Source organism: Amycolatopsis ruanii, assembly GCF_003385175.1.
Lineage (GTDB): Bacteria > Actinomycetota > Actinomycetes > Mycobacteriales > Pseudonocardiaceae > Amycolatopsis_E > Amycolatopsis_E thermalba.
In genome coordinates this window covers 30,717-48,673 of record NZ_PQHY01000054.1, presented here as the reverse complement: position 1 = coordinate 48,673, position 17,957 = coordinate 30,717, and the positions used below count along the sequence as shown (strand labels likewise).

Sequence of the window (17,957 nt, the reverse complement as noted above, 5' to 3'; positions counted from 1 at the left end):
TCTCCTCATTCAGCGCGGTTTCCAACACGTTCTTGGTGAACAGCTTCAACAGCCCGTTCGGGCCGGTCAGCTCCAGCCCCCGCTGCCGGGCCTCGGCCACCATCGCCACCGCAGCGGCCTGCTCCGGCGACAACCGCTTCTCACTCTTACGTGGAGTCACAGCCCCAGATGTCATCACTCACAGTGCCCATCCCGCCGGACCTCAGCCCGGCGTGTCGGGCCAGAAACACCGATCTTGAAACAGTCCCCGGGACTGCGCCGCCCGTTGACAGGTTTGCTGTGGTGGCGGTTGTCGGGTCGGTGGCAGGGGTGAATGGGCCGGCGTCGGCTGCCGCTCGGCCTTGTGCGCCGTTGGCGGGGTCGAGGACCTTGAGGTTGATGACGGGTTGGTTGTTGGCGGCCTCGAGGCTGGCTTCTCATGCTGGGTGAGAGGGACGGCGAGAGAGGTGGCCGCGCCGCGGGAGTCAGTGCTCGGGCTCGCACCATCGCCCGGCGGGCGGCTTGGCGGGCGGCCTCGGCCGCAGCGCGCGCTGCTGCGGCCGCAGCGGCGGATCCGGCGCGGCCCCCGGCGGAGAGGGCCGCCCCTGCGGCCCGTCCGTATTTCAGCGATTTCCCGGCTTTGGTCGCGCCTCGCACGACGGCGCCGCTCGACACCCCCCGCCGCGGGTTCGGAGCATCCGCACGGCGTGCAGGTGGGAGGTCTCCGTCGAATCGCGATCGCGGCGGCGGCGCGGAGACGTGGCCACGTGGCATCGGCCGGGCGTAGCTGGTCAGCCTCCGGAAGCCGAGGCGCGCAGCCCGACTCCGGCGCCATCCGCTGGCTCACCGGTTGGACGACACGTGGGCTCAAGGGGCGCAGTGCCTGGCCCGGCTCGCGCGGCGAACCGATCGCCCGACCTGCGCTAACGTGCAGGCCGGACGATCTTGACGACTGTGGACCTTGGGGGAACTTACTACAACACAAAACCCCAGGTAGAAGCCCTGGAGGCGCTGCTCCGGAAGCTCCCCGACCCGTCCAAGCCCACTCCGCCGCCCGCTGACCGGCCGAAACCAGGTCGTGCCCGGCAACTCGACGCTGTCCAAGTCAAGGACCTCATCTCTGGGTACCAAGCCGGAGCAACCGTGTACGAGCTGGGTACCCGGTTCGGCATCGAACGGCGCACGGTCAGCAACATCCTCAAACGACACGACGTGCCGATGCGCCGCCGTGGACTCTCCCCCGAGCAGGTCGACGACGCGATCCACCTCTACAACCTCGGCTGGTCACTAGCGCGAGTCGGCGAACACCTGGGCGTCGACCACACCACCGTGCTGACCAAACTCCGCGAACGCGGCATCCCCACCCGCGACACCCACGGACGACCACGATCGTGAACCGATCAGTTCATATTTCGGATGCTCCCAATGCGGCGGCCAGCGACTAGCTGTTGCGGGACATGGCTTGCTTGGCGACGCCAGTGGTGTTGTACCGGAAGCGCGCCATCTCGACGGTCACGTCGTACTGATTGGCGATCTGCTCGATCGAGGCTTGGCGCCGCGCAGCACTCAGAAGTAGAGGTCGAGGCAGCAGGAGTGTTCCTCCGAAGGCGGTGGCCTCTTCCTCTTCGTCCGGCTTGCAGGTCCGGAACGGCATCCCGTCGACTTCGCGGATCTCAGACAGATCGTGCTTGAGCATGACGTGCGCGAGTTCGTGCGCGATGTCGCTGTTCTGGCGGCCAGTGTTGCGCAACGGGCTGACCACGATGATCTTGCGCTGCTCGATCTCGAAGGTGGCTGCGGAAAAGGCAAACGCCTGGAGGCGCTCCAGGTCTTCAAGCTCTGCAACGTCTACAAGCTCACCCGCGTCAACGATCGAGACACCTAGGTGCTTAGCGAGGTCTCGCGGGTCAAGGCGATCGTGCGAGGCGAGACCCAGCTCCTTCCGGACCCTTGCCGCCTCTCGTTCGGCTTCAGCCTTGAACCCGCGGCGTAGCGTCACAGCTCCCCGCCGGCCACGCGAGCTGCCAACTTGTCGTGCATCTCACCGAGGAGCGAGTTGAGGCGATGGGGAACGCCGGGACGAAGCACAGATGCGGCGCGGAGGTGGCACGCCACTACCTGCCGCTGCGCCGGCGCCTTGGCAAGTACGTCGTACATGTTGCGGAGGACATCCGCGATCTTCGAGGCGGCGTCCGGCGCCAACCGCGGGTCGGCGGCGAGATGCGCGATCGCCTCGTCGATCGGGGCGATCTGGCGTTCGGTAACGGGCGCAAAGAACTGCCCCGGGGAGACGCCGAGCCATGCGCACAGGAGGGTGAACGAGGTGAGGTCGGGCTGAGCGCCAGCTTCGACGCGGGTGAACGTACTGAAGCTGACACCCGCCTCGGCTGCGGCTTGGCGCAGGGACAACTTCCCGCGGCGCTCGCGGAGCATCTCGCCCAGCCGGGCGAGATCGAGCCCCTCCACGCTCGCGGAAGTGTCGGAGGCGCCTGTCACGTTGTCCATGCCGGGTACGCCGACGCTGCGCAGTTCCGCTCCATGAAGGTGAGCTTAGCGCGGAACTGCCGTCCTGATGACACGACATAGCGTGTCTTGACAAGCGTGATGACGCTTTGCTGATACAGTCAGAGCAAAGCTCCAGCAAGGGCTCTGACACAGGGAGGGGCTATGAGTCCCGGCAACAATCCTGGTCACGGCGAGCACGCCGTGACGATCTTCGTCAACACCCGCGAGTTCCAGTGGGACAAGAAGGAGATCTCCTACGAGGAGGTCTACAACCTGGCGTTCCCGAACGAGCCGCTCAACGACGGAGACGTCGCGCGTATCGAGTACTCGCGCGGGCACAACGGCGGTGGGGCTGGCTCGCTCCAGCCCGGCGGCACCGTCAAGGTCAAGGAAAACATGGTCTTCGATGTCTACGTCACCGTTCGATCGTGATCCGTCGACTCGTCGACTGCTCGACGAGGACTACTGCCTCTCGTTCGAGGCCAACCACCTGATCGTCGAGCGTGTCCCGTACGTCACCGCCGCCAAGGCGGTGACGTACGGGCGGCTCGCATTGCCGGTCGTGTTCAGCGGCGACATCGTCCAGGACGGCTCCGGCGACCACAGGATCTGGTTCATCGGCGAGCAGCCCTGCGATCAGCACGGGCAGCCGATCCCAGGTCCGTCACCCGACGGTCACGCCATAACCCCGGAACTCAGCGCGAACTTCATGATCTCCAGCAAGCCGAAGAACGCCGGCGCCTACGCCAACACCTACGACAAGATCACCTCGTACGTGCGGATCCTGAGCCATCCCGCGAAGGCACTCGACCCGACTGTGACGGCGACGCCGGGTGCTGGCTGGACTGAGGTTCCAGACGACCTGCCGTTCGTGTACCCCGACACCGGCACCGCTCGCGCGGGTCTCGCTGAGATGAACGCGAAGTTCCGAGGCCACCGCATCGGTATCATCGGCCTGGGCGGCACCGGCAGTTTCATCCTCGACCAGGTGTCCAAGACCTGGGTCGACACCATCGAGTTGTTCGACGGTGATGTGTTCGACAACCATAACGCCTACCGCGCTCCAGGCGCTGCCGACATCGAGGACCTCAAGTTGCGTCCGAACAAGGCCGAGCACTTCGCCCGCGTCTACTCCCACATGCACACTGGTATCACCGCGCACCCGGACTTCATCACCGCCGACAACCTTGAACTCCTCGGCAACTGCACCTTCGTCTTCATGGCCGCCGCCGATGCGAACGACAAAACCGCGATCCTCGCTTGGCTCCACGAACGAGGCATCCCCACGATCGAAGTCGGCATGGGCATCCGAGACGAAGGCGGGCGCCTCTCCGGACTCTTGGCCGTCGTGAACCACTTCCCCGGCATGTCACACGGCGCGATTTCCACCGCGACCGGCAGGCCCGACGAGTACGACCGCAACATCCAGACCGCCGACCTCAACTGCCTCAACGCAATGCTCGCGGTCATCAACTGGAAGAAGTACCTCACGTATTACGCCGAGCTCAAGCCGGTCGATGAGACCGTCTACCGGATCTTCACGGGAACCATCCGCAACGGAAATGGGGATGCAGGGGAGGATGCAGCGTGAGGGAGACGCGGATCGTTCCCGAGTTCGTGACGTCGTTTCCCACAGAACTGGAGCCAGGCCACCTCTACGTGTCAGCCCGGTTCTCCACCACCGCGCACCTGTGTGCCTGCGGTTGTGGTCGCGAGGTCATCACACCCCTCTCACCCGGTCAGTGGGTGCTCACGTTCGACGGCACGGTCACGATATGGCCATCGATCGGGAACTGGGCGTTGCCGTGCCAGTCTCACTACGTCATCGATCACGGCACGATCAAGTGGGCACGCAACTTCACACATGATGAGATCCAGCTCAACCGCGAGTCAGACCACCGCATCCTCGAAGCCGTCCCTGCATCCCAGAGCCCTTGGTGGGATCGCCTCCTTCGGCGTCTGACTGGTCGCTGACTGGGGCCCTACATCGTCTCGCCGCAGACACTGATCAGCTGCCGTTGCCCTGTTCCGTTCCGCAAGGTTCTCGAAGATACGTGATGCCGAAGGCCTTGAGCCCGCGGTACTTCTGGTACCTCGTGGCGAGGTCGAACGGGCTGTCACTCATGCGCTGGAAGATGTCGAGGCCGCGTCCGAGCAGGATCCTCCAGCCGGTGTCGGTGCTGATCGAGCGGTCGTGGATCGACTGGGGCTCAGCGAACTCGACGTCGAAGACGATGCCGAGCACGGCCGCGCTCTGCTTGATCTGCACGAGGTACTCGTACTGCTTTTGCAGCTTCTCCGAACCGTCCTGGTTCTCGACCGTGATGAGCTTGAGCGCAACCTCGTCCGCAGGATCCTTGCCGCGAGCGATCGCCTCGGTGAGCTCCATCAGGTTCCTGGCCTGGTGGAACATGCGCACGTAGGGGTCGACGATCGTGATCTGCGAGGCGCCCTGCAAGTACGGGACGAGCAGCTCGTCATACGAGACGCCACGCTGACCTTCTTGGTACTCCCGATGTCCCTGGAACAGTTCAGCGGACGCCGCACCGGCTCCCAGCGGATCTGCGTTTGCCGGTGCCTCATCTGGCTCAGTGCCCGTGCGGACCCGGCGGTAGTACGTGGGGTACTGGTCCTCCTCGAGCGTGCCGACGGCGTACCAGGTGCCTTCCTTGTCGAAGTAACCGAACTTCACCTCGGCCATGGTCGAGTCGATGCGCAGGATCTGGTCCTTGACGCGCTTACGTCCCTCTATGGCGAACCGAAGGATCTCCTCGATTTCCTTGCGGGTGGCCTCGCCGCCCGGATAGAGGATCTTCATCAAGCCGGAGAAAGTCTTGTGGATGCCGTCGCGATCGCGCGTCGAGATGTCGGGCGACAGCGTGTAGTGCTGCTGGTAGCGGTCGGAGTAGTCTTGCGAGCGCATCGACTTGAGGACTTCGGCGATGTAGTCGACGACGAACCCGTAGCCGTCAGAGAACATCTCGCCACGGATGATGTCCACTTCCCAACCGGGAATGTAGTGGTGCAAGCGGTCAAGGTAGGCCGGGTCGTGGTAGGCGTCAGGGAGCTCGTCGAACAGGTCGGAGTTCTTGAGCATGTACGGCACGGTGTGCGAAGTGTTCCCGACGAAGACCATCGAGGCCTCAGCGCCCAGGGTCTCGACGCCGCGAGAGAATGACTTGTTAGCCATGTAGTTCTTCATGATGTCGACGAGCGACTTGTCGGTGCGCTTCTTCTTGCCGGCGAACTCGTCGAAGGCGACGACGTCCCAGTAGCCGACCAGGCCGATGCGCCCGTTAGAGTTGTTGACGAAGAGCTTGGGAACGGTAACCTCGCCACCGGAGATCAGCATCCCGTGGGGTGAGAACTCCGAGAAGATGTGGGACTTTCCGGTGCCCTTGGGGCCTAACTCGACGAGGTTGTAGTTGCGCTCGACGAACGGGATGAGGCGCACGAGCTGGAAGAACTTCCCTCGTCTGCTGAAGACCTCAGGGTTGAAGCCGATGGACTGCATCAGCAAGTCGATCCACTCTTCGGTGTTGAATCCGCGGCGGGCTTCGAGGTACTGGTCGACGTCGAACTTGGACAGCTGGATGGGCTTGATCGAGCCAAGGTTCCAGGGAACGTCCCAGTGCTCATCGCTATGGAAGTACTCGATGTCGCAGATGCACCACACGCCGCCGACCAGCAGCTTGGGGTGGGCTTTGACGACCGGCGAGTCGACGATCACGCCTTTGATGCCGAGGTTGGCGAACTCGGCCTCGTAGACGTCGGCCTTGTCGTTGAGGGTGACGGTGACCTTATCGATGATCCGGTGCCGGCCACGCTCCTTGATCGTCGACTTGACCAACTCGGACTCGCTGCGGTGCACGTAGTGCTCGGCCAGGATCTTGCGGACGGTGTCGATACCGGCCTGGATGGTGGCTTCGTCGTCTGAGGCGGCGTACTGCCCGAGCAGGTACTCCAAGACGTACGACGGCACGATGGCATTGCCCTTGACAGCCTTGACCAGGTCCTTGCGGACGACCACCCCGGGGAACAGCAGGTTGATCTTGAAGTCGAGATCACTCTGCTGTGGCACAGTCGGCTCGGGCGTCTCGTTCTCCGTCTCGCTCATCTCAGCTCGCTCCTAGAAGTCGAAGTCCGACGCGAACGAACGCTTCAACGTATAAACCGCCTTGGCGAAGACTCGCCACTGGTTGGTGTTGGGGATGCGCTCCTCCAGCCGGAACTCGACGGCCCGGTTGTTGTAATCGTTGGCGTCTTGGCTGAGCAGCATCCGTGCGCTCTGGTAGCGGTTACGCTTATCGGCGGAGGTCTGGTCGAAGGTCAGGTCGACAAGGTTCGAGATGAGGGTCTCGCCGACATAGAGCCCAGCACGGAGCGTGCGGGCTTGGACCTTGTCGCTGACCGGCTCGGTCTGGAAGAGCCGGACGACGACCTGTCCGGTGGTGATCTTGTCTGACTCGGGCCAGACCTCGACGTTGACCAGCCTGGTGTCGCTCTTGCGCTTCTTGTTGACCGCCAGCACTGGCACGACGATCTCCTGCAGCGTCGCCCCGCCGTGCACGAATCGTGAACCGCCGCCGGGCAGCCGCAGACGGTGGAGCGACTTGGGGATCTGGATTTCCAGGTCGCTCTCGAGCCCCAGCTGGGTGGCCTCGAAGGTAGCAAAGGCGTTATCGAGCTTGAGCCCGTTGCCCAGCACGAAGCGCCGGTTGACGACCTTGATGCCATCGCCCTGCGGCTGGGTCGACAGGAAGAACGTGTCGGGTAGTGCCTCGTCCTGGAACAGGAAGCCATGGTCGGCGGTGATGAAGATGTTGGTGGCGTTGGCGCTCGCTAGCTTTTTCACCAGGTCAACAATGTCACGCAGGGTGTCATCGACTGCCTCGAAGACCTGCCGTTCGGTACCTGGCTTATCCCCCGTGGCGTCGATTCGGTTGTGGTAGACGTACAAGACCCGGTTGGACTTATACAGCTCGCGCCGCTCCTCAGCGTTCAGGGCCTTGAAGTCCTCGGCCTGGATCGCCGATCCGCCAACGCCCTCGAGGATCTTGCTGCGGAAGGCGGTGTTGTTTGTCGGTTGGTCGTCCACAAGCACCGTCTTGGCGTCCGCCGAATGCTTGAGCGTCGCATGCGGCAGCAGCGCCGCCATGCCGAGCTGAGTGTAGCTGGGCAGCACTCCGAGCACGGCCTCCAAGTTGGCCTCGAAGCGGTCCTCCCGCCGGATGAGCGAGCCAAGCTCGTCGGCCACCTCGTAGCGCAGCGCGTCGGAGATGATAACTACGGCCTTCTTGTCGCCGTCGCGCACGAGCGGCTCGACATAGCGGGCGTAGAAGGCCGTCTGCGAATACAGGGCAATCGAACGCCACTTCTCAACGTGGTCCACCTGCTGCTGCCAGGCGTTGCCCAGCTCATAGACGTACTTGTTGGTGTAACGCTTCTCGACCAGCCCGCGAAGCGCCTCCAGCGGCTTCGGGTACTCCGCCGTGCGCGCAGCGTAGACGAACTGGCGATACAGCTGATCAATACGGAACCACCCGTCCCGGTATCGCTCCAGCCCGTCGTCGAACGACTGCATCCCGAGATTCAGCGACGCCAGCTCGCCCAGCAGCTCCGACGCACTGGCGACGGCCGTGTAGAGCTGCTTGTAACCGTCGGCCCAGACGCTGCTCTGCCGCTGGCGCACAACCTCGGCCACCTCGCGCGGAGTGACGGTCTGCTCGGCTACCGCCCGCGCCAGGTCGCTAATGATCTTCTGATCGGTCTCCTCAAACAGGTCGACGCCGACCAGGTCGCGGAAGCTGGTGTCCTCGATCTTCGACTTGTAGTCCAGGTCTCCGGCCGCCCGCTTGGCGAGCGTGGTCATGGCGGCCTGACTGCGTCGGTCGTTGCGCAGGCTGGCGAAGTCGAGCTGGATGTTCTGCAGACCGCTTGGGCGCTCCGACTTAAAACCCTCAATGGCTCTGCCGAAGATCCACAGCACCAGGTCATCGATGCTCGGCGACGCCGACTGGTAGCCGTAGATCCGGGCCACGCCCTGCCAGTAGAAATCATCCAGGCCGAAGTCGACGAGAGCGTCGTACTTGGCGTGCTGGCCCTTCGCGTTCTCGGTCAGGAGGGTGCGCGTGATCTCCAGCAGGCTGTGCGAGTCCTTAAGGCCCAGCACTACGGCGGTCATCTTGGCGCGCAGATCGGTCGCGTCGTCCTCGGGGTTGAGGAGTGCCTTGAGGCTGTGTACGCGCTTCGTGGCGTTGAAGAACTTCTCATACGCCTGGACGACTTCTACTATGCCCTTGCCCGTGAGGCCGAGATCGTGGGCGACCAGCGCGGTGCGGTCGGCCGTGAAGACCCCGTATGCCAGCTCCAGATCGAGCAGCCAGTTCCCGATGCCATCAGGTACTCGACCCGAGCGGTAGACCAGGAACCTGCCCTCCGGCTCGCCGCGCAGCAACCGGTTCTTGATGGCGAACTCGTTGTTGACGACGCGGATGGTCTGGATGCCAGGCAGGTCGAGGCTGTCGATCTCCGCCGCGTACTGGCCCTCTGCGTCGTGCCAGAAGACGACCCGGTGGCGATCGAACCGGCGCAGCAGGTGCGGTCGGACCGTGGCGGCGTCACTCATCGCTGGCCTCAAGGCCGGGGATCTTCTTCAGGGCGGCGCCGAACTTCGGGTAGTTGGCCTTCACACCATCGTCCAGATCGATTGCCAGCTGGCGGGACGCCAGTGGGTACAGCACGTCGTGCTCGTACTCCGCAAGCTCCAGCAGCACCTTGCGCAGCCGGTCAGCCTCCTTCTGGGCGGCCGCCTGCTGATGTGGTGTACCGCCACCTGCAGCCAAGAGCTCCTGTTGCTGCAGGCTGGCGGTGAGCTTGGCACGGAACTCGCGTAGGTACTCGTTGAGCACCGTCGACACCGTGGACGGCGTGTAGCGGTGCATGTAGATCAGCGCGTTGAACGAGCCCTTAGGGCTGGAGAACAGCCAGTAGATCGGACGCTTCTTGTACCGCTGTACGTGATCCTTGTAGAACGACTTCACGAAGTATTCCCGTAGATCCTTCACACCGACAGCCTCGGCGGCAAACCGCAGGTTCTCTTGAAGGTATTCCTCGCCAAATGCGACTCGGAGGAATTCTTTGAGCCGCACGACAATGTCATCTTCGAACCAATCGCCATCCACGATCGGAATTACATTGTCCCTATCAGGTCGGAACTTCGGCGCTGGGATTCTTGTAAAATAATCCTGAAGGGTATCACCTTGACTAGCCAAGATCAGCCCCGGGTGATCGAGGCTATATCGGCCAAACATGCAACCAACTGCATAAGACAGCAATTCTTTGATAGCTTCTTTGTTCAGTTCAGCGGACGCGTCTTCTGTGCTCAAATCTCTACTATAACGGTAATGTGGATTACGAAGGAGTGTGACATTCTCAGGCGAAACCATCGGATCCAGTTCGCCGTTGATCCCGAGTTCTTCAAGTATGCTCGTATTTACTTGCTCTTCAAGATCTCTGGCCCTGGCGGTGCAATCATTCCAGGCGTCGATGACGGACTTGCTCGCGAGCTCCAATGAGCTGGCTTCGCTTAGTACCAGCGGATTAGCGGTGAAGTTCCAGGATGTCTCAAAAGAGTCCCAGTCAGCTCTCGATATGCCAATGAGCTCTGCAACCTGCGAATCAATTGTGGGATTGGCAAATTGAGGAAGGGGAAGCGAGCGGAAATTCTTTGTCCCAAAACTCATTGTCGGGTTTATCGCGAAAGTTAGTTCACGAACGAATGGGCTATTCAAGAAGCCGAGTACATAAAGAGGGAGACCGCCCGTTTCACTGATCGGAAACGCGCTCATTCCTTTTACATTGAAAGTAAAGCCGTGATCGTAGGCTCGAAATGCAGGTGCAGCATCGCTGATCTCCGACCAGGAGATGGAGGACCTAAAATAAAAGCCTTCATCGTGAACTACATAATTGATATTGCCGTTTAGATAGGGGTACTTCTCAGCAGCAGATGCCTTTATACGATAGCCGAGGTCCTCCCAATCGACAACGTATTCGTAGTTGCCGAACCACTTCCGGTTAGCTCCACCCTTGTTGTGCGCAAACCATCGTGCGCCACTCGCCAGCGCCTCTTCATCGGACATCGCGTCCACGCACGCGCGGCTCCAGGAAACTTCCCAGAAGTAACGCAAATAAAGATTATTGTCTGTAGTAAAAAGCCCTCGCCGAGGCTGCAAGACCTCAGATATTGACTGAGATCGTCCGATTATATCGAGAACTCTGATTGGCACCCAATAGGCTATCGGAGAGCCGGGAAGTGCGGCAAATGCTCCAGCTGTAACATGGAAAACGTTATCACTATTTGAACTCGAAACGCATGTATTCGCAATGCGCTCCTTTTCTGCCTCCGAGTCGCCGTCAACGAGACGGAAATATGCAGCGGGCGTCGACCTACCAATCTGGCGCATCAATACAAAGGCGGTGGTTGCCACGACCGAACCCCCGATGGAATCGAATGCTCGATCGCCGAGATGTGCCATCGCAACAGGAGGTGACGTGTTGAGAATCCTCAGCCTAAGATCCTCATAAGAAGACAGGAACATCCATGACTGCATGGTAATCATGGCAATGATTCCAGAATCGATGGAGAGATCTATACAACGCTCGATAAACATTGCGAAGAGGTCCGACCTGGAATCAGCAAACTCACGCTTCGCATAGTCGGCAAGCATGGGCGCCATGTTCCTCGAGCCCATATACGGCGGATTTGCGATTACAACATGATATTTGTCAGCAAGGTAACGACTCTGCTCAATGAATCGCCCAATACGATTGCCGAGTTCGTTTCCGACCAGGTCATCTTCGACGCCAGAGGTGTGCGCAGTTAGATACAATCTGGCCTGCTCTACGGACAATAGCCCTGGGCGAATTAGGGATCCAAGTATGTCGGCGTGCTCGAATTTTTTCCAGAACTCCTGCTCTTTGTGTCGGTCACCCGACTTCGTCACCAGGAAGTCAAGTTCCTGAGCAGTAAAGGAGATTGGCTCAAGTACGCACACGTTCGGTTCGATCTTCTTGCTGAAGAACGTGCGCTGCTTAGCTCGTGCCTTCATGGTCAGGGCGAAGGCTGCCAACGCCCCAGCTCGCGGATCGATCTCCACGCCGTAGAGGTTGTTGGTCAGGATCAGGCCGGGGATCTCGGCCGGGGCGTAGCCCTCTTCCTCATAGATTGCGTACAGCAGGTCGAAGGCGTAAGTCAGCATGTGCCCGGAGCCGCAGGCCGGGTCGATGACCTTGAGCTCCTCGGGGTTGCCGATCTTGAGGAAGTCGGTCTCCTCGTCGACCGGGGCGATGTAGTACTGCATCTGGCGGACCAGGTGCGAGGACGGTCGGTTGAGCATCCAGAGCCGGCCGAGCGAATTCTCGACCAAGTAGCGGACGATCCAGTGCGGTGTGAAGAGCTGGGTGGCTGCGGGGATCTCGTCGGCGCCGGCCTTCTTGTTCTTCTTGAAGCCAGCGAAGACCTCGTCCTTACGCTCCGAAATGTAGAACTGGTACAGCCAGCCGATCACCTCGACGTCCTGGCACACGTCCTTTGTGAGCACCTTGACCGCACGGCTCGACACTGAGTCGTCGGCCAGCAGGTTGGCCGGGATGAGCAACTCGGTGAAGTCGCCCTCGCGCTCGAACATGAACGGCATGGCGCGGTTCCAGTAGCGGCAGTAGTCCGCGAGCAGCATGGCGTAGGCCTCGCCCTGGGCGTCGTCGCTTCGGCGGGTGCCGTTGAGCAGAGCCGTGACCGTGTCGCGGGTCTTGGTGCCGACCACCGCAGCGTCGATGTTGCCGCGCTTGGCTTCGGCCAGGATCTCGGGTTGACCGGTCTCAACGCCGGGCTGTGGTGAGACAACGCCGATGCCGGTGTAACCGTTGGCGTCCATGAACCGCAGGGCGATGATCCGGTTGAACCACGTGTAGGCGACCCGGTCGGCGATTGCTGCCTTGCCCTTGTCGCCGCCGCCAGCCGCCGTGACGGCCTTCTCCAGGGCTTCGACGGCCTTGGGCCGTTCGACCCGATCGGGTGAGGCTGGGGCCAGCACAACGGCAATCCGGGCGGTCACCTCTCGGATGAGCGTCGTACGTGCCCAGGTGGCGAATGACTTCAGCGGCGCGGTTTCCATCAGAGAGAGATTCGCTTTCCGTCGTTCAGGGTCTGGACGAGTGCCGCGCGCAGGGCGTCGAGGTAGCGGTCGACGTCCTCTTCTGTTTCCAGCACACCCGAGACGCCGGTGGCCGCGATGGTCTTGACCGACACGGTCTGCTTTGGCGACGGTGGCGTACCACCATCACCGTCGCCGTCTCCCTGCTGAGCGGCGGCCAGCTGGTCGAGCAGACTCGGGTAGACCGTCTCCTCGAAACTCGAGCCAGTCTCGCGGATAAGGGCGACCTGGTTCTGAGTACGGATGCGGGAGAGCGTCTGGTCGACTCGACGCAGCACGCTCTCCTGGGCGTCCGGGGTCGCTTTGGCGTAGGAGGAGCTGCCTTCGATCTCGGCCTTGCGCCCCTCGATCGCCTCGACGACATCCGCGCGGTTGCTGGTGACGACTCCGTCGATCTGAGCACGCAACTGGTCGGTGGCCTGCTTGAGCTGGGCCATCTTGTTGCCGCGGAAGGCGTTCGGGTCGTCCAGGGCGGCGCGCACCGTCGCGTCACTCCCAGAAGGCAGATAACCGAGGTTGCTGCTGTGGGTTGCCAGCAGGTCGGCCGCCTGGTCATAGATGGCCTTCTGGCCACCGCTGAGGAATGCCTGGATCGGGTCGATCGTGCTTTCCTTGGCGTCGAGCAAGTCGTCGCCAAGGTTGAATTCGGTCAAGTACCAGTCGTCGGGTTTGCCGACCACCTCGTCAAGCAGCGCGATTGGAGTCGAGAGCTGAGCCACGAACGGGTATTTCGAACCTGTGATGGTCGCGTTGAGCTCGTCGCGCTTGGCCTGCAGCTTGTCGGCCCCGTGGCGGGCGAGTTCCAGCGGGTCCTTGGGAGTGTTGCCCTCGTCAAAGAAGTCGGTGCAGAACTTGCGGAAAGCGGCGACCTTGCGCTCGTCGAAAGTCTTTTGGGGAGACACCACGGCGTGGGCGTGCTTCTGGGTGTTGCGCAGTACCGTAGCGACCTCGGAACGCTTGAGGACGTTGCCGTCGACCGTGAGCGTGACCTTGGATGTGCCGATCAGGTAGGCGACCAGGACCTCGATCGAGGCCAGGTCCCAGCCGTAGGGCTTGGTCGTAAAGCTGTCGACAATTGTCTTCATCGTGACCTGCTCGCCGAGTGTCTCCTTGCGGAGAACGAACGACAGCACCTCCTCCGCCGGCGCGTAGAGCTTGCTGGCGGTTTCGGCATCGAATAGCCCGCTGTCGGGCTTGACAGCCGAGGCGACCTGCTGCTCGCTGTAGGTCGTACCGCCAAGCAGCTTGAGCTGGGTGTAGGTGCGGCTGATGAGGTCTTGGAAGCCATCGGTCACCCGCACGAGCGCGTCTTGAGAGTTTGAGGTGATGTCGGCGGCGTTGATGACCAGCGTGGACTTGCCCACCGAGACCTTCGCCCGCTCGATGAGTTCCTTCTCGCGGTCGGTGTTCTGCGCACCCTTGGTCTGCAGGATCTGGCCCTCGATGGCCGAGATCGAGGTGCTCTGCTTGCGCTTGATGTACTTCTCGGTTCTGATCAACAGCCGCAGATCCGCCAGCAGCCGGGCGTCCGGTTCGAGGATGACGCGCAGCTCGTCCTTGCCCGCGCTGTGCATGCGGATTTCGTCGGGCGAGTACGGGTACTCCGGCGAGATGAAGTGGACCGCCAGTTCGCGCTGCTGGCCGTGGGCCTGGTCGTCGAGCTTGAAGCCGAACGGGAAGTCCTGGCCGTTCTTGGCGTAGCGGATCTTGTTCGTCTTGATGACGTCGCCCGAGAGGATCTTGAACAGTCTCCCGCTGATCTCGGAGGCGTCGATGTCGACGTTCTTGATCTCTTCCTCGATGACCTGTTCTTCGTTGGTCAGGTACTCGTAGGTGTTGCCGTTGCGTTGGATGTAGGTCTGCGTCTCCAGCATGGTCAGCGCTTCCTTGACCTGCTCCGAGAGCGCGGGAAGGTCGAGGCCGAAACGGTCGTAGACCAGCACTGTGAGGTTGCGCGGGGTCGCTTGGAAGCTCTCGACGTACTTGACCAGGAACAGTGCCTTGAGCAGGCGGATGGCCAGCGCGTTGTCGAGGTTGCGCTCGGCGACGTCGATCGAACGCTGGGCGGCAGACTTCAGGGAGGCGCGGATACCGGCGAACATGCTGTCGAACGTGGCGAGCTGGCCGACCTCGACGTTACCGATGTCCTTGGCGACCTGCTGGACGACGCCGAGCATCGAGCGCTCGCCCACCGAACTGTTGCGCCCCTCGAAGACGTTGTGGTCGGAGATGCCCTCGATCGCGGCCTGGAACAGCGGGAACTGGTAGCTGACGAACGGGTAGGTCCCGACGAAGTGGGCCTCGTCAGCGTAGTTGCGGTAGGTCTTGGCCCCGTCGACGAAGTCGAACAGCGTCTTGAAGTTGGCGTGCTGCTCGGCGTGGATCGTACTCAGCGCGGCCACGCCGGCGTCGTTCTTCTGGAGCAGACGCTTGCGGATGACCTCCTCGACATCGGCGCTGGTGAGCTTGAGGCGGGTCTTGAAGCGGGCCTGGATCTTGGAGAAGTCGTTGCCCTGCTGGCGGGTGCGGTCGCCGATGACCTTTTCCATGTCCTCCTGCGAGGTCACGAACACCCACGCCAGGCCAGAGCACTTGGTGTTGAGCGACTCGGCGATGGTCTGCAGGTTGAGCATCAGTTTGGTGTCCGAGCCGATGAACTGACCGACCTCGTCGACGAAGAAGTTCAGCCGGAAGGCCGGGTCGCCCTGCTTGTCCAGCCACGCCTTGACCTCGTCCGCGAAGTCCTCGATCGAGACGGAATAGGAGGCGCTGTACTGCCGGATGATGCCGTCTGCAGTGCCGCCGTTGACCTCGGCGAAGGCCCGGTCGATGCTCGGGCCTTCCAGTGCGCTCTGCTCGCGTCCCTGCGACCAGGGGATGCCCGCGATGCGTTCGAACGCTGCTTGGAAGGCCGCGTACTGGCCGCGGTTGTCCAGATCGCGCTCGAACCGCGCCACGTGGCCCTGGTTGCCGTAGTAGCCGCGGCTCTCGTCGAACACCTTGACGAACACCTTGAGCAAAGCGTCGGTTTGGTCCTTGCTGATCAGGGTGGCCTTCTGGTCGATGTTGAACAGCAGGCTCTTGGCGGGGATACGGTCGGCCTTGTTGAGCAGACCTGGGAGGAAGGCATCAGGGCTCTTCGCCCGGAAGCTGTCGGAAACGTTCTGGCGCGGGTAGTCCTGACCGTCGACGTCGCCGAGGAGGTGGGCGAGCATTTTGAGCATGTGTGACTTACCGGAACCGAAGAAGCCGGAGATCCACACACCGTTGGCGTTGGTGTAGTCCGTGTACTCCTCGAGCAGGATCTCCAGGCCCTTCGCGGCCTCGTTGGTCAGGACGTACTCCTCGACCTCAGTGCCCAGGTGTGCGACGTCGTCGGCCTTGATGACGCCTTCGATCGGGCGCTGGATGTCCTTGGCGAAGATCTCGCTGAGCTGCATCGAGCTCACGCCTCCTGTTCCAGGATGTTCTTGGCTCGGTAATACTGGTCGTCCTTGAGCCGACCGAACAGCACGAGCGAGGAGCCCAACGTGTCGGACTGCTCGTAGCGGCCTGGGAAGAACATGAGCATCGACTTGCCCTTGACTACAGACTGTAGGTTGTTGAGCACGTTGTGCGAGCGGATATGCGGGAAGACCTCGCCGATCCCGGTGAGAAAGAAGATGTCGAAGTCTTCCTGTGCGAGCCGGTCCCGGATCGCAGGGGCGATGTGCAGCTGCGGGTCGAGCATCCCCTGGAGCATCTCGCGGAAGTCGGCCTTGTCCTGGTCCGGCTCGATGGCAAGTACCCGGTCCCAGACACCTCGCTCCCTCAGGAGTTCGACAGACAGGTCGTAGAGGTTGATCTCCAACACGGTGATTCCGGCACTGGACAGCCGGTTCTTGATGCGCTTCTTGGCCGCCGCGACAGCAAGCGCCTCCTCCGGAGGGTACGGATAAATAAAGAACGGGACTTCGTTGCTCAGGCCCTCCATCTGAAGGAACCGCTTGCCGCTGAGGACCGCGAACAGGTGGTCTTCCTGCTGAGGCAGAGTCTTGGGGATCACAGCGCAGCCCCCTGCGCTGCAGTTTGCCGAGTCGGGAAGAATCGCAGGTCACTCGGCGTGTGGGCGCTGAGGGTGGCAACAACTCGCTCGGACAGCACGGCCGGCCTGATCAACCCTGCCTCCGACAACAGCTCGGCTTCATGGAGCATCTTGAACACGTTCGACCTCAGCTTCTGCAGCGTCGAGTCCTTGATCTCGGCCAGCTCGTCATGCCACACCGCCTTGGTCCGGAAAAAGCTGTCGAAGTCCTGGTATTCCAGCGAGGAGGCCAGGAGCAGAAAGCGCTCCCGCAAGACCTCCTCGGCAAACTCACCGACGAGCTCGTAGCGGCGGCAAGCAGCGGCCCACATGAGGTATCCACGCTCGGAGGCTGTCGCCTCGGTCAGGAGCTCGACCTCGTCGTCGGCGAGCGCCGAGAGCCGCTTCACGGTCTCGCGGACCAGACGGACTCCCGTGCGATGGGTCCGCGCCTGAAGCAGGTTGCTCTCCACTGCCTGGTCGCGGACCTGCTCCCAGTCGCGCCGCTCGATGTAGGCGGGCGCTAGCAGCGCGCCCTCTCGCGCCAAGAGGGCGCCCGTGGTGAACGAGAGCGCGTACCGCCGCTCTGCCGCCAGCGGGCCGTTCATCGATCCGTCCTCCCGGTACAGGGCAAGCCGAACAGGCCAGCTCCACTGACCGCCTCTCCTGTCTGCTCACTCATCGCCAAGATCCCCCTCACCCGACGAGGCCGCATTGCCGCTTCGAACCCACTCATCGACCTCGCTCGCCTGGAACTTCCACAGCCGACCCACCTTGTGGGCCGGCATGCCCTTCTCTGCGATCCAGGCGTAGACCGTGTCCTTCGTAACACCAAGGTGAGTCGCGATGTTGTCAGCAGAGAGCCAGGGGTCAGACACGAGGCAACCTCCAGCCATCCAGCAGTCACGAGCACGCGAAGGATCTCACCTTACCGGAGAAGGCCCAGCTTGACCCGGTCTAGCCCGGTGTAACAGGCAACAGCCCTGTCTCAGGCGGCTCCGTCTCGTGGACGCCCGGCTGCAAGCACCCACCTGTTCGGCCATCTGACCTGGCACCGCCACCGCCAAGTCGGTTTTGCGAACCGTCCGCTGTCGGCGCGGTCGCGGGTTCCGCGACGTGGCTCTCTACTCGTGTCATGCTCGAGTCGGATACGCAGCCAGGACATCACGGACGCCAAGTCAGCAACCTTGCGACCA

At 62.1% G+C, this 17,957-nt stretch carries 13 protein-coding genes and 1 pseudogene; 4 read left to right on the top strand and 10 right to left on the bottom strand.

Annotation, left to right across the window (positions count from 1 at the left end):
* Positions 1-160 (bottom strand): annotated as a pseudogene (locus D0D28_RS37020) (IS256 family transposase); the annotation flags it as partial.
* A 962-nt stretch (positions 161-1,122) separates the two neighbouring features.
* Between D0D28_RS37020 and D0D28_RS37015 the strand changes: the two are divergent.
* Complete coding sequence (locus D0D28_RS37015) at positions 1,123-1,374, top strand: hypothetical protein (protein WP_232285517.1); 252 nt, start codon at positions 1,123-1,125, stop codon at positions 1,372-1,374.
* 46 nt (positions 1,375-1,420) lie between these two features.
* Here D0D28_RS37015 and D0D28_RS25040 read toward each other — a convergent pair whose 3' ends face one another.
* Both D0D28_RS25040 and D0D28_RS25035 read right to left on the bottom strand, forming a co-directional pair.
* Positions 1,421-1,978 (bottom strand): ImmA/IrrE family metallo-endopeptidase, encoded by a 558-nt coding sequence (locus D0D28_RS25040; protein ID WP_116112916.1) that lies wholly within the window; start codon positions 1,976-1,978, stop codon positions 1,421-1,423.
* Positions 1,975-2,484 (bottom strand): helix-turn-helix domain-containing protein, encoded by a 510-nt coding sequence (locus D0D28_RS25035; protein ID WP_205413353.1) that lies wholly within the window; start codon positions 2,482-2,484, stop codon positions 1,975-1,977. Before D0D28_RS25035 ends, D0D28_RS25040 begins: the two co-directional genes overlap by 4 nt.
* A 162-nt stretch (positions 2,485-2,646) precedes the next feature.
* On the opposite strand from D0D28_RS25035, the gene D0D28_RS25030 reads away from it, so the two are divergent.
* Genes D0D28_RS25030 through D0D28_RS25020 form a run of 3 tightly spaced genes read left to right on the top strand, consistent with a single transcriptional unit; the run spans position 2,647 to position 4,458 of the window.
* The gene (locus D0D28_RS25030; RefSeq protein ID WP_116112914.1) at positions 2,647-2,916 is read left to right on the top strand and encodes a multiubiquitin domain-containing protein; all 270 of its coding nucleotides are present in this window, start codon (positions 2,647-2,649) and stop codon (positions 2,914-2,916) included.
* Positions 2,891-4,075, top strand: a complete 1,185-nt coding sequence (locus D0D28_RS25025; protein WP_116112912.1) for a ThiF family adenylyltransferase — start codon at positions 2,891-2,893, stop codon at positions 4,073-4,075. Before D0D28_RS25030 ends, D0D28_RS25025 begins: the two co-directional genes overlap by 26 nt.
* Entirely contained in the window at positions 4,072-4,458 is a 387-nt protein-coding gene (locus tag D0D28_RS25020; RefSeq protein ID WP_240323339.1) for a DUF6527 family protein, read from the top strand. The genes D0D28_RS25025 and D0D28_RS25020 overlap by 4 nt, the downstream gene beginning before the upstream one ends.
* 34 nt (positions 4,459-4,492) lie before the next feature.
* On the opposite strand, the gene brxL is transcribed toward D0D28_RS25020, so the two are convergent.
* The 7 genes from brxL to D0D28_RS24985 all read right to left on the bottom strand — a co-directional run bounded on the left by brxL (position 4,493) and on the right by D0D28_RS24985 (position 17,639).
* On the bottom strand, positions 4,493-6,601 hold the full coding sequence (gene brxL, locus D0D28_RS25015; protein WP_116112909.1) for a BREX system Lon protease-like protein BrxL: 2,109 nt from the start codon (positions 6,599-6,601) through the stop codon (positions 4,493-4,495).
* A 12-nt stretch (positions 6,602-6,613) separates the two neighbouring features.
* Positions 6,614-9,112: a BREX-1 system phosphatase PglZ type A gene (gene pglZ / locus D0D28_RS25010; RefSeq protein ID WP_116112906.1), complete on the bottom strand. Its 2,499-nt coding sequence runs from the start codon at positions 9,110-9,112 to the stop codon at positions 6,614-6,616.
* Complete coding sequence (gene pglX / locus D0D28_RS25005; RefSeq protein ID WP_116112904.1) at positions 9,105-12,659, bottom strand: BREX-1 system adenine-specific DNA-methyltransferase PglX; 3,555 nt, start codon at positions 12,657-12,659, stop codon at positions 9,105-9,107. The genes pglZ and pglX overlap by 8 nt, the downstream gene beginning before the upstream one ends.
* Positions 12,659-16,138 (bottom strand): BREX system P-loop protein BrxC, encoded by a 3,480-nt coding sequence (gene brxC, locus D0D28_RS25000; RefSeq protein WP_116112927.1) that lies wholly within the window; start codon positions 16,136-16,138, stop codon positions 12,659-12,661. Before brxC ends, pglX begins: the two co-directional genes overlap by 1 nt.
* A 5-nt stretch (positions 16,139-16,143) precedes the next feature.
* Entirely contained in the window at positions 16,144-16,743 is a 600-nt protein-coding gene (locus D0D28_RS24995; protein WP_205413352.1) for a DUF1788 domain-containing protein, read from the bottom strand.
* Positions 16,740-17,369, bottom strand: a complete 630-nt coding sequence (locus D0D28_RS24990; protein ID WP_116112902.1) for a DUF1819 family protein — start codon at positions 17,367-17,369, stop codon at positions 16,740-16,742. The genes D0D28_RS24995 and D0D28_RS24990 overlap by 4 nt, the downstream gene beginning before the upstream one ends.
* Before the next feature lie 66 nt (positions 17,370-17,435).
* Positions 17,436-17,639: a helix-turn-helix domain-containing protein gene (locus D0D28_RS24985; RefSeq protein WP_116112899.1), complete on the bottom strand. Its 204-nt coding sequence runs from the start codon at positions 17,637-17,639 to the stop codon at positions 17,436-17,438.
* Positions 17,640-17,957 lie beyond the last annotated feature (318 nt).

What these genes read in the sequence shown, in the direction of transcription:
- D0D28_RS25030 (WP_116112914.1), top strand. Translation starts at nt 2,647, where the DNA reads ATGAGTCCCGGCAACAATCCTGGTCACGGCGAGCACGCCGTGACGATC.
- brxC (WP_116112927.1), bottom strand. Translation starts at nt 16,138, where the DNA reads ATGCAGCTCAGCGAGATCTTCGCCAAGGACATCCAGCGCCCGATCGAA.
- pglX (WP_116112904.1), bottom strand. Translation starts at nt 12,659, where the DNA reads ATGGAAACCGCGCCGCTGAAGTCATTCGCCACCTGGGCACGTACGACG.
- D0D28_RS25035 (WP_205413353.1), bottom strand. Translation starts at nt 2,484, where the DNA reads ATGGACAACGTGACAGGCGCCTCCGACACTTCCGCGAGCGTGGAGGGG.
- brxL (WP_116112909.1), bottom strand. Translation starts at nt 6,601, where the DNA reads ATGAGCGAGACGGAGAACGAGACGCCCGAGCCGACTGTGCCACAGCAG.
- D0D28_RS24990 (WP_116112902.1), bottom strand. Translation starts at nt 17,369, where the DNA reads ATGAACGGCCCGCTGGCGGCAGAGCGGCGGTACGCGCTCTCGTTCACC.
- pglZ (WP_116112906.1), bottom strand. Translation starts at nt 9,112, where the DNA reads ATGAGTGACGCCGCCACGGTCCGACCGCACCTGCTGCGCCGGTTCGAT.
- D0D28_RS25025 (WP_116112912.1), top strand. Translation starts at nt 2,891, where the DNA reads ATGTCTACGTCACCGTTCGATCGTGATCCGTCGACTCGTCGACTGCTC.